Annotated in this window: 10 protein-coding genes; 5 read left to right on the forward strand and 5 right to left on the reverse strand. The window is 73.1% G+C overall.

Going from position 1 to position 11086, the window contains the following annotated elements; all coding sequences use genetic code 11:
* Positions 1–63: 63 nt before the first annotated feature.
* Entirely contained in the window at positions 64–435 is a 372-nt protein-coding gene (locus ABT247_RS26955; RefSeq protein WP_350747110.1) for a hypothetical protein, read from the forward strand.
* Positions 436–538: 103 nt separating this feature from the next.
* Here the strand turns inward: ABT247_RS26955 and ABT247_RS26960 are convergent, their stop codons facing one another.
* From ABT247_RS26960 to ABT247_RS26970, 3 genes are all read right to left on the reverse strand, one after another.
* Positions 539–1480, reverse strand: a complete 942-nt coding sequence (locus ABT247_RS26960) for a hypothetical protein (RefSeq protein ID WP_350747113.1) — start codon at positions 1478–1480, stop codon at positions 539–541.
* A gap of 290 nt (positions 1481–1770) precedes the next feature.
* Positions 1771–2991 (reverse strand): acetyl-CoA C-acetyltransferase, encoded by a 1221-nt coding sequence (locus ABT247_RS26965; RefSeq protein ID WP_350747116.1) that lies wholly within the window; start codon positions 2989–2991, stop codon positions 1771–1773.
* A gap of 62 nt (positions 2992–3053) precedes the next feature.
* On the reverse strand, positions 3054–4136 hold the full coding sequence (locus ABT247_RS26970) for an SGNH/GDSL hydrolase family protein (protein ID WP_350747119.1): 1083 nt from the start codon (positions 4134–4136) through the stop codon (positions 3054–3056).
* A 221-nt stretch (positions 4137–4357) separates the two neighbouring features.
* Here ABT247_RS26970 and ABT247_RS26975 point away from each other — a divergent pair, with 221 nt between their 5' ends.
* The 3 genes from ABT247_RS26975 to ABT247_RS26985 all read left to right on the forward strand — a co-directional run bounded on the left by ABT247_RS26975 (position 4358) and on the right by ABT247_RS26985 (position 8087).
* Positions 4358–5758 (forward strand): cystathionine beta-synthase, encoded by a 1401-nt coding sequence (locus ABT247_RS26975; RefSeq protein WP_350747122.1) that lies wholly within the window; start codon positions 4358–4360, stop codon positions 5756–5758.
* Between the two features lie 538 nt (positions 5759–6296).
* Positions 6297–6635, forward strand: coding sequence for a hypothetical protein (locus ABT247_RS26980; RefSeq protein WP_350747125.1), 339 nt, complete (start codon positions 6297–6299; stop codon positions 6633–6635).
* A 270-nt stretch (positions 6636–6905) separates the two neighbouring features.
* Complete coding sequence (locus ABT247_RS26985; protein ID WP_350747135.1) at positions 6906–8087, forward strand: L,D-transpeptidase; 1182 nt, start codon at positions 6906–6908, stop codon at positions 8085–8087.
* 212 nt (positions 8088–8299) lie between these two features.
* Here ABT247_RS26985 and ABT247_RS26990 read toward each other — a convergent pair whose 3' ends face one another.
* Both ABT247_RS26990 and msrA read right to left on the reverse strand, forming a co-directional pair.
* Positions 8300–8662, reverse strand: a complete 363-nt coding sequence (locus ABT247_RS26990; RefSeq protein ID WP_350747127.1) for a cupin domain-containing protein — start codon at positions 8660–8662, stop codon at positions 8300–8302.
* 186 nt (positions 8663–8848) lie between these two features.
* Positions 8849–9511, reverse strand: a complete 663-nt coding sequence (msrA, locus tag ABT247_RS26995) for a peptide-methionine (S)-S-oxide reductase MsrA (RefSeq protein ID WP_350747129.1) — start codon at positions 9509–9511, stop codon at positions 8849–8851.
* 125 nt (positions 9512–9636) lie between these two features.
* Between msrA and ABT247_RS27000 the strand changes: the two genes are divergently transcribed.
* Complete coding sequence (locus ABT247_RS27000) at positions 9637–10791, forward strand: cystathionine gamma-synthase (RefSeq protein ID WP_350747132.1); 1155 nt, start codon at positions 9637–9639, stop codon at positions 10789–10791.
* Positions 10792–11086: the final 295 nt, after the last annotated feature.

Genomic DNA, 11086 nt, shown 5'->3' on the forward strand with positions numbered 1-11086 from the left:
CCGGAGCGAACCGCTCCGGGGCCCGGCGGCGTCCAGGCCGGAACAGCCCCTAGGCTGCTCTGCATGCGTGACGTACAACCCCTGGTCGAAGCCGTGGACTCCCTGGCGGATCGTTTCCGCTCGCTGCCGCAGAGCAGGTTGCTGGGTGCGGTGCCGGGGCACGCCTCGCGTGCCGCCGCGGTGCTGGCGCTGGCCCGGCGGTTGGCCGCGCTGGCGCTGGCCGCGGAGGGGGAGGCCGCCGGGCGGGAGTTCCCGGACGCCGGGCCCTTCGCGGTCGGGGACCAGCTGGCCGTCGCCGGCCACGACCTGGCGGCCGCGCTGGCGGCGCTGCCCGGGAGCGCCGAGCTGGCGCTGCCGGAGGGGCCGGTGGCCGTGGACGAGGTGCTGGCCCGGGCGGTGGCCGCGGTGCGGGAGACGGCCGCGCTCTGCGCCTGAGGCCTCCCGGGGGCGGGTACGCCGAAGGCCGGCCGGGTCGGTAACCCCGTGACCCGGCCGGCCTTCGGCCCCGCCGCATGGGAGCGGTGCGCGTGATCCGGTGTCAGATGCTGGCGACCACGCGGTCGGCGAGCACGTAGACGGCCTCCTCGTCGGTGGAGAAGGTCAGCGAGTACGAGCCGGAGAAGCGCGAGCCGCCGAGCAGCCGGACGTGCTCACCGGCGCGGACCGCGTCGATCAGCCGGTAGGCGGCCTCGCGGTCGCCCGGGGCCACGCACAGCGTGGTGCCGTCGGCGAAGGCGTACACGTCCAGGGTGCCCATCGGGCCCGGGCGGACGTCGACCAGGGCGACGGCCTGCTCGGCGAGGGCGGTCAGCCGGGTGTCGGTCCACTCGCGGGAGGGCGCCTGGCTGGGCACGAAGTCGGGGTGGGAGGGGTGGCGGCGCGGGTCGGGCGCGGCGACCGGGGCGTCGTCCACGGCGGGCTCGGCGTCCAGCAGCCCGGCCTCCAGGCCGGTGGCCAGCAGGTCGGCCTCGCGCCGGGACTGGACGTCCTTGCCGGCCTCGCCGAGCGGGTGGCCGGGGCGCAGCGGGGCGCCGCCCTCGGGGCCGGGCGCGGTCGGGCCGGTGCCGCCGTCGTCGAGCAGGTCCTCCAGCGCGGCGCGCAGCGCCTCGCCGAACTCCGGGTCCATCGTCCCGGCGTTGTCCGCGGCGTCCTGCGGGCCGATGGGGCGGGGGAAGAACAGCGGCCACTCGTCGGTGCCGGTGAACGCCCCGGTGAAGGGGGAGTCGAACAGTGGCGCGTCCTCGGCCGCGCGGGCCTCCTGCTCGGCCCAGAAGGCCCGGGCCTCGGTGATCTCCCGCTCGCGGTCGGCGGCGAGCGCCTCGGTGACGGCCCGGCGTATCGCGGCCTCGTCGACCGGTGCGGGTGCCGTCCGGGTCGCGGCCTGCGCGTCCAACCGGCGGGAGACTCCCCGCAGGTGGAGCAGGACGGCGCTCGACACGGCGATCAGGATCAGCAGCAGGATGGTGTAGACGGCGCTCACGGAACGTACTCCTAGCGAGGAGCGGAACGGGGTTACGTCTCCACACTGCCGCATCGGGGGCTGTGACCGCAGTGGCGAATGTCTAATTCGTCCAGAACTTTCGCTCTTGTCCCCAAATTGTTAGGTAAAACCGTTCTACGCAGCGGAGTTGATCCGCTCCGTACTGTCGATTTCCGGGTCGGAAACGAACAGGAAGAGGGCCGGATCGACCTCTCGGTGTGATCCGGCCCTCAATTACGCTAGGTCACTCCAAACGGGTGGTCCAGACCCCCGGGAGTGGCTCCCCGTGGTCAGCTGAGGCGCTCGATGACCATGGCCATGCCCTGGCCGCCGCCGACGCACATGGTCTCCAGCCCGAACTGCTTGTCGTGCCACTGCAGGGAGTTGATCAGCGTGGTGGTGATGCGGGCGCCGGTCATGCCGAAGGGGTGGCCGACGGCGATGGCGCCGCCGTTCACGTTCAGCTTGTCCAGGTCGACGCCGAGGTCCCGGTAGGAGGGGATCACCTGGGCCGCGAAGGCCTCGTTGATCTCGACCAGGTCGATGTCGCCGATGGTCAGGCCGGCGCGCTTGAGCGCCTGCTTGGACGCCTCGACCGGGCCGTAGCCCATGATCTCGGGGGAGAGGGCGCTGACGCCGGTGGACACCACCCGGGCGAGCGGGGTGATGCCGAGCTCCCGGGCCTTGGTGTCGGACATGATGACCAGCGCCGCGGCGCCGTCGTTCAGCGGGCAGCAGTTGCCGGCGGTGACGGTGCCGTCCGGGCGGAAGACCGGCTTCAGACCGGAGACGCCCTCCAGCGTGACGCCGGCGCGCGGGCCGTCGTCCGTGCTGACCACGGTGCCGTCCGGCAGGGTGACCGGGGTGATCTCGCGCTCCCAGAAGCCGGCCTTGATGGCGGCCTCGGCGAGGTTCTGCGAGCGGACGCCGAACTCGTCCTGCTCGGCGCGGGTGATGCCCTTGAGCGCGGCCAGGTTCTCGGCGGTCTGGCCCATCGCGATGTAGGCGTCCGGCAGCAGGCCGTCCTCGCGCGGGTCGTGCCACTCGCCGCCGCCCTCCTCGGCGCGCTTCTTGGTGCGCGCCTGGGCCTCGTCGAAGAGCGGGTTCATGGTGCCGGGCAGGCCGTCGGAGGTGCCGTTGACGCTGCGCGAGACGGTCTCCACACCGGCGGAGAGGAAGACGTCGCCCTCGCCGGCCTTGATCGCGTGCAGCGCCATGCGCGTGGTCTGCAGCGAGGAGGAGCAGTAGCGGGTGATGGTGGTGCCGGGCAGGTAGTCCATGCCCATCTGCACCGCCACGATGCGGGCCAGGTTGTGGCCCTGCTCGCCGCCGGGCAGGCCGCAGCCGAGCATCAGGTCGTCGATCTCGCGCGGGTCGAGCTGCGGGACCTTGGCCAGGGCGGCCTGGATGATGTGGGCGGTCAGGTCGTCCGGGCGGACGTCCTTGAGCGAGCCCTTGAAGGCCCGGCCGATCGGCGAACGGGCGGCGCTGACGATGACGGCTTCGGGCATGGCGGGCTCCTCGCTGGGTTACGGCGGACCGGCGGTCCGGAGGAAAGCTACCGCTTGGTAGCTCAAGCGTCACCGGCTCCAGCGTGTGAGCTGGCCGACGTATTCCCCGGTCCCGCGCCCTGGCCCCGGTCGCCCGCCCGACCGCTCTCCGGGCCCGGCGGGCCGACCCGCAGCCGGTGCCGCAGCAGGGCCCAGCGCCGGCCCGCGCCCTCCGCGCCCACGGCCGCCACCTCGGTCCCCTCCCGCCCGGCGGCCGCCGCGGCGGCCACCTCGACCGGCAGCACGGCCTCGCCCGGGACGGGGGCGCTCGGGCGCTCCTCCTCCGGCCACAGGCCAAGCGCCGCGCAGACCGAGGGCAGGACGGCCATCGCGGCGGTGGCGTAGCCCTGGGCGGAGGGGTGGTAGCGGTCGGCGGCGAACATCTCGGGCCGGGCGGCGAACTCCGGGCCCAGCAGCGAACCCAGCGAGACGGTGCGGCCGCCCGCCTCCACGACCGCGATGGTCTGCGCGGCGGCCAGCTGGCGGCTGAGCCGGCGGGCCACCCAGCGCAGCGGCGGGCGCACCGGCTTGATCGTCCCGAGGTCCGGGCAGGTGCCCACCACCACCTCGCAGCCGTTGGCGCGCAGGGCGGCCACGGCCTCGCCGAGCCGGCGGACGGCGTCCTGGGCCGGGCTGTGCCGGGTCACGTCGTTGGCGCCGATCATGATCACGGCGATGTCCGGGTGGTGCGGCAGGGCCTGCTCCAGCTGGCCGGAGAGGTCGGCGGAGCGGCCGCCGGAGCGGGCCACGTTGACCAGCCGCACCGGGCGCTCGGCCACCGAGGCCAGGCCCGCGGCCAGCAGGGCGCCCGGGGTCTCGCGGGCGCGGGCCACGCCGAGGCCGGCCCCGGTCGAGTCGCCGAGGACGGCCAGCACCAGCGGCGGCCGGGGAGCGGCGGCGCGGTCGGCGAAGGCCTCGCCGTAGACGCCGTCGGCCTTGGGCGGGAGGGTCTCCAGGATGCCGATGGCCTGGATGGCGAGCTTGCTCTCGGTCAGCAGCAGGCCGACCAGGCCCACACCGATCAGGCCGAGGCCGCCGCCGCCGTAGGCCGCCGCGGTGGCGATCCGCCGGGCCACCCGGGCCCGCGAGTCCTGTGCGCCTGGCATCCGGTGCCCCCTTCGCGTCCTCGTGCCGCCCCCTCGGGGGGACACGGCAGTGCCTGCACAGCGCTCTTACCCGGATGGCGGGTGCGGCTACCGGGGGCGGCGGCGCGGGTGGGCCATTGGGGGAGCTGCGCCCGAGGGGAATCCCGGGGCGCCGCCCACGCCCTAGGCTTTGCAGTACCGAACCGAATGCACTCGCATGCCCAAAGACCGGGAGGACCCCCGTGCGGTACCACAACTCGATCATCGACCTGGTCGGCAACACGCCGCTGGTCAAGCTCAACAAGGTCACCGAGGGCATCAGCGCGACAGTGCTGGCGAAGGTCGAGTACTTCAACCCCGGCGGCTCGGTGAAGGACCGCATCGCGATGCGCATGATCGAGGCCGCCGAGGCCTCGGGGGCCCTCAAGCCGGGCGGCACCATCGTCGAGCCCACCTCCGGCAACACCGGTGTCGGCCTGGCGATCGTGGCCCAGCAGAAGGGCTACAAGTGCATCTTCGTCTGCCCCGACAAGGTGTCCACCGACAAGATCAACACCCTGCGCGCGTACGGCGCCGAGGTGGTCGTCTGCCCGACCGCCGTCGCCCCGGAGCACCCGGACTCCTACTACAACGTCTCCGACCGCCTGGTGCGCGAGACCCCGAACGCCTGGAAGCCGGACCAGTACTCCAACCCGGACAACCCGGCCTCGCACTACCACTCCACCGGGCCGGAGCTGTGGGAGCAGACCGAGGGCCGGATCACCCACTTCGTGGCCGGCGTCGGCACCGGCGGCACCATCTCGGGCACCGGCAACTACCTGAAGGAGGTCTCCGGCGGCAAGGTCAAGGTGATCGGCGCCGACCCGGAGGGCTCGGTCTACTCCGGCGGCACCGGCCGTCCGTACCTGGTCGAGGGCGTCGGTGAGGACTTCTGGCCGACCGCCTACGACCGCAGCGTCGCGGACGGGATCGTCGCCGTCTCCGACAAGGACTCGTTCCAGATGACCCGCCGCCTGGCCAAGGAGGAGGGCCTGCTGGTCGGCGGCTCCTGCGGCATGGCCGTGGTGGCCGCGCTGGAGGTGGCCCGTGAGCTCGGGCCCGACGACGTCGTGGTCGTGCTGCTGCCGGACGGCGGCCGCGGCTACCTGTCGAAGATCTTCAACGACGACTGGATGGCCGACTACGGCTTCCTGCCCTCGTCCACCGACGAGGCCCACATCGGCGAGGTGCTGGCCCGCAAGGAGGCCATCGAGCAGGGCGGCATCCCGCAGTTCGTCCACATGCACCCGAACGAGACGGTCGCCGAGGCGGTCCGGGTGCTGCGCGAGTACGGCGTCTCGCAGATGCCGGTGGTCTCCCCGGGCGCCGGGCACCCGGACATCATGGCCGGCGAGGTGATCGGCTCGGTGGCGGAGAAGCTGCTGCTGGAGGGCGTCTTCGCGAAGGAGATCGAGCTCACCGACACCCTCGACAAGGTGATGTCCAAGCCGCTGCCGGTGGTCGGCTCCGGCGAGACCGTCACCAACCTGATGACCGTGCTGGAGAAGGCCGACGCGGCGGTCGTGCTGGTGGAGGGCAAGCCGCACGGCATCGTCACCCGGCAGGACCTGCTGGGCTTCCTGGCCACCCGCAGCGCGCACTGACGCCCGGTCACCCTCCTTCGCCCGTGGCGGATCCGGCCGGGTTCATCCACGGGCGAAGTGGTACACCCGCGTCACCTGACCGCAGCACGGGGTTAACAACGCTCCGGCATCGTGGTGGTCAACGGCAAGACGCCGAGCGAGACGGCGGTGGACCACCGGGAGCGGCTCCCCGGTGGACGCGGTCGGCTCCGGACACGTCGGACGGTCCTGACCCGGCCGCCGTGTCCGCCCTCCCCGACCGGCATCGGAGGGAGGGGCCCTCCGCGGGAGGCGCCGTCGTCCCGCCCCTGTCCGGCTCCGGCCGGTCGACAGGGTGCGGCGGTTCCCGCGGCGCACACCGCGCCGAACGGCGCGTCCGCGCGGCTCCCGGGTGGGGGAGGCGCGCGGACGGAAGGGACCGGTCCTCCATCGGGGGCCGGTCCCTTCCGTACGCCCCCGCCGCCCCCGCGCGCCGGTCCTTCGGCGGGCCCCGGCGATTTCCGGCGCCCCTTCCCGGCCGTGCGCGCCGACGGGCCCGCGGTCCCGTACGCTCGCACGCATGACCAGCACTGAAACGACCGACCAGGACGCCCCGCGTTACGTCAAGCTCAGGATCGAGCTGATCGCGGAGATCACCGACGAGGGCGCGCTCAAGGCGGCCGCCCTGCAGCAGGTGGCCGAGGACGAGTACCTCGACGACGAGGAGCGGGCCCAGTCCGTCGAGGCCATCGAGGTGGACCCGTCGGGTTCGCTCGCCCACTTCATCGACCCCGTCGCGCTGCTCGGCGACGTGCCGGGCGTCGAGCTCGCCTCGGCGACCTGGGAGTCGGCGCAGACCGAGTTCGACCCCGAGAACGAGGAGTGGGACGAGTACTCCGTGGAGGAGTCGGCCGAGTAGCGCCGCCCTGCCGTCACCGCTCGGAAACGCCCGGTCCGCCTCGGCGGCTGGGCGTTTCCTCCCTGTTCGTCGGGAAGTTGGGTCATCTCATACGATCGCTTACCCTTCGGTGATGGAACCGCGGCCGGGCGGATTGCGTTTTTGTATCCGTAAATGCCCGGGTGATCAGCAGGGAGACGCGACGTGACGGCACGGGACGGTCAGGGGCGGGTGGCCGGAAGCAACTGGAGCCGACGCGGAGTGCTCGCGGGCCTGATCGGCGCGCCGGTCATGCTGCTGGCGGCCTGCAACGACAACAGCGGCGGCGGCAGCGGGAGCGGCGGCTCCGGGGCCGGCGGAAGCCAGGGCTCGGGCGGCGGCGGCAGCACGCCGAAGACCTCGGCCGCCGTGATCACCGTCACCCCGGCCGACGGCGCCACCGGCGCCAGCTTCAGCGAGCCGGTCAAGGTGACCGTCAGCAACGGCACCCTGAGCAGCGTCAAGGTCACCGACTCCACCGGCAAGGAACTGGCCGGCCAGCTTTCCGCCGACAACACCGGCTGGACCTCGGCCGCCGCCCCGGCCAGCGGCACCAAGTACTCCGTCACCGCCACCGCCGTCGACAAGGACAAGCTGGAGGCGGACGCCAACGCGACCTTCACCACGGCGACCCCGGCCAACACCTTCGTCGGCTACTTCACGCCCGAGGACGGCTCGACGGTCGGCGTGGGCATGCCGGTCTCGATCAACTTCAGCAAGCCGATCACCGACCGCAAGGCCGTCCAGCAGGCGATCACCGTCACGGCCGAGCCGGGCGTCGAGATCGTCGGGCACTGGTTCTCCAGCACCCGGCTCGACTTCCGCCCGCAGGAGTACTGGGCCAAGGGCACCAAGGTCACCCTCAAGCTCCGGCTCAAGGACGTCGAGGGCGCGAAGGGCGTCTACGGCACCCAGTCCAAGGACGTGAGCTTCACCATCGGCCGCGCCCAGACCAGCGTCGCCGACCTCGCCACCAAGAAGCTCACCGTCACCACGGACGGCCAGGTCACCGCCGTCTACAAGATCTCCGGCGGCGCCCCCGAGCACACCACCTGGGGCGGCAAGATGGTCATCTCCGAGCAGTTCACCCAGACCCGGATGAACTCGCAGACCGTCAACCTGGGCAGCGAGTACGACATCGCCGACGTGCCGCACGCCCAGCGCCTCACCACCTCGGGCACCTTCATCCACGGCAACTACTGGTCCTCGCCGTCGATCTTCGGCAGCCAGAACACCAGCCACGGCTGCGTCGGCCTGCAGGACGCCAAGGGCGCGCAGGACAGCGGCACGGACGGCTACAAGTTCTACAAGTCCTCGATGGTCGGCGACGTGGTCGAGGTCGTGAACTCGGGCGACAAGACCGTCGCTCCCGACAACGGCCTGAACGGCTGGAACCTGAGCTGGGCCGAGTGGAAGGCCGGCAGCGCCGTCTGAGCGTCAGCCCGGGACACCGCCCCGGGGTCAGCCGGGAACACCGCCCCGGGGTCAGCCGGGAACACCGCCCCGGGGCCAGCCGGGAACACCGCCCCGGGGTCAGCCCGGAACACCGCCCCGGGCGGGCCCTCGCGGCCCGCCCGGGGCGGGCGGTGCCCAGGTGACCGCAGGGAGCCGATCACGGGGCCGCCCGGCGGGCGCGACCGGACCCGTCAGCGCTTCGCGTAGTCCGCGTACCCCTGCCAGTCGACGATCAGGCACGGGTCGTCGCCCAGCACCCAGGCGTCGTGGCCGGGCGGGCAGACCATGAAGTCGCCGGGGCCGAACTCGGCCTCCTGCCCGTCGTCCATGACGATCTTCATCCGGCCGGAGATCACGTACCCCATGTGGGGCGCCTGGCAGCTGTCGGTCTTCGCGATCGGCTTCACGTGCTTGGACCACTGCCACCCCGGTTGGAACACGGCCCGGCCGACCGGACCGGTGTCCACGTTGATCAGGCGGAGTTCTCCCTTGCCCTCCTCGAAGGGGCGGACTTCCTCGGGGGCGTCGAAGCTCTTGCGGACCAGACCGGACATGGCGCACTCCTCTCCACGGGGGCGGCCCGGCCGCCGGCGCGGCACCGGGCCGGCCCTGCTGGCCATTCCAGTCTGCGCCCGGCCCGGGGCGGCGGGCACCTCCGGCGGCCGGCCCCGGCCGGAACGTGCCCGACCCGGAGCCGGCTCGGCCCGGCTCCGGGTGCGGGCGACCCCCGCCCGGCCCGGTCAGCCCTGGGTGCGGGCGACGCCGATCGGGCAGGAGGCGCCGGTACCGCCGAGGCCGCAGTAGCCGTTGGGGTTCTTGGCCTCGGACAGGTACTGCTGGTGGTACGGCTCGGCCGGGTAGAACGGCCCGGCCGACGCGATCTCGGTGGTGATCGGGCCGTGACCGAGCGCCGTCAGCGCGGGCTGGAAGGCGTCCCGCGAGGAGGTCGCGGCGGCGGCCTGGGCGGGGGAGTGGGTGTAGACCGCCGAGCGGTACTGCGTCCCCACGTCGTTGCCCTGGCGGTTGCCCTGCGTCGGGTCGTGGGCCTCCCAGAAGGCCTTCAGCAGCCGCTCGTAGGAGACCACCGCGGGGTCGAACACCACCCGCACCGCCTCGGTGTGCCCGGTCAGCCCGCTGCACACCTCCTCGTACGTCGGGTTCGGGGTGTAGCCGCCCTGGTAGCCGACCAGCGTCGTCCAGACACCGGGCAGCTGCCAGAACACCCGCTCGGCGCCCCAGAAGCAGCCCAGCCCGAAATCGGCCACCTCCAGCCCCTCCGGGTACGGTCCGGTCAGCGGGTGGCCGAGGACGGTGTGCGGCTCGGTCAGGGCGAACGCCGGGGCCTGGCGGCCGGGCAGCGCCTGGTCGGAAGGGACGAGCGAGGTCTTGTGGCGGCTGAACATCACGGCCTGCTCCAGCGGGTAGCGACGGTCCCCCGGGGGATGAGGGGGCTGCGCAGGGTTCAACGCACCGGGCCGTCCGCGGATTCCGGCGAGCGCCCCGGCGTACGGCCACTAGGCTCGGAGCCATGACCGAGCACCAGCTTCCCCAGGGCTTCGAGACCCTCGCCATCCACGCGGGTCAGGAAGCAGACCCCCAGACCGGGGCCGTCGTCACGCCGATCTACCAGGTGTCCACCTACAAGCAGGACGGGGTGGGCGGCCTGCGGGGCGGCTACGAGTACAGCCGCAGCGCCAACCCGACCCGCACCGCGCTGGAGGAGTGCCTCGCGGCGCTGGAGGGCGGCGCCCGCGGCCTCGCCTTCGCCTCCGGCCTGGCCGCCGAGGACACCCTGCTGCGCACCATCCTCAAGCCGGGCGACCACATCGTGATCCCCAACGACGCCTACGGCGGCACCTTCCGGCTGTTCGCCAAGGTGCTGACCCGCTGGGGCGTCGAGTTCTCCGTCGCCAACACCCAGGACCTGGAGGACGTCCGCGCCGCGCTGCGCCCCAACACCCGCGCGGTGTGGGTGGAGACGCCGTCCAACCCGCTGCTGGGCATCACCGACCTGACCGCGCTGGCCGAGGTCGCGCACGGCGCCGGCGCGCTGCTGGTGGTGGACAACACCTTCGCCAGCCCGTACCTGCAGCAGCCGATCGCCCTCGGCGCGGACGCGGTCGTGCACTCCACCACCAAGTACATGGGCGGCCACTCGGACGTGGTCGGCGGTGCGCTGGTGCTGGCCGAGGCCGGGCTGGGCGAGGAGGTCGCGTACCACCAGAACGCGATGGGCGCCGTCTCCGGACCGTTCGACGCCTGGCTGGTGCTGCGCGGCATCAAGACGCTGGGCGTGCGGATGGACCGGCACAGCTCCAACGCGGAGAAGGTCGCCGAGCTGCTGGCGGCCCACCCCAAGGTCAGCCAGGTGCTCTACCCGGGGCTGCCCGAGCACCCGGGCCACGACATCGCCGCCAAGCAGATGAAGGCCTTCGGCGGCATGGTCTCGTTCCGCGTCGCGGGCGGCGAGGAGGCGGCCGTCGAGGTCTGCAACCGCGCCCGGCTGTTCACCCTGGGCGAGTCCCTGGGCGGCGTGGAGTCGCTGATCGAGCACCCGGGCCGGATGACCCACGCCTCGGCGGCCGGTTCGCCGCTGGAGGTGCCGGCCGACCTGGTGCGCGTCTCGGTGGGCATCGAGTCGATCGACGACCTGCTGGCCGACCTCCAGCAGGCCCTGGGCTGACCGGACGGGGCCGTCACTGCCCCTGCCGGTCCGCGGTGTACGTCTCCATGGCGTGGTTGAAGCGGGCCAGCAGGGCGCAGAACGCGCGCTGCTCCTCGGGCGGCCAGTCGGCCGTCAGTCTGCGGGTCAACTCCGCCCGGCCGTCCCGGACTTCGGCGAGCCGACCGGAGCCGCCGGGGGTCAGCGCGAGGCGAACCGCGCGGCGGTGCCTGGTAGCGGGTCAGCAGGCGCTCGACGTAGTCGGGCAGGCCGGCGCTGGTGACCTTGAGGCCGCGGACCTTGCGGCCGAAGCCGG

The organism is Kitasatospora sp. NPDC001539, from assembly GCF_040298565.1.
Classification (GTDB): Bacteria; Actinomycetota; Actinomycetes; order Streptomycetales; family Streptomycetaceae; genus Kitasatospora.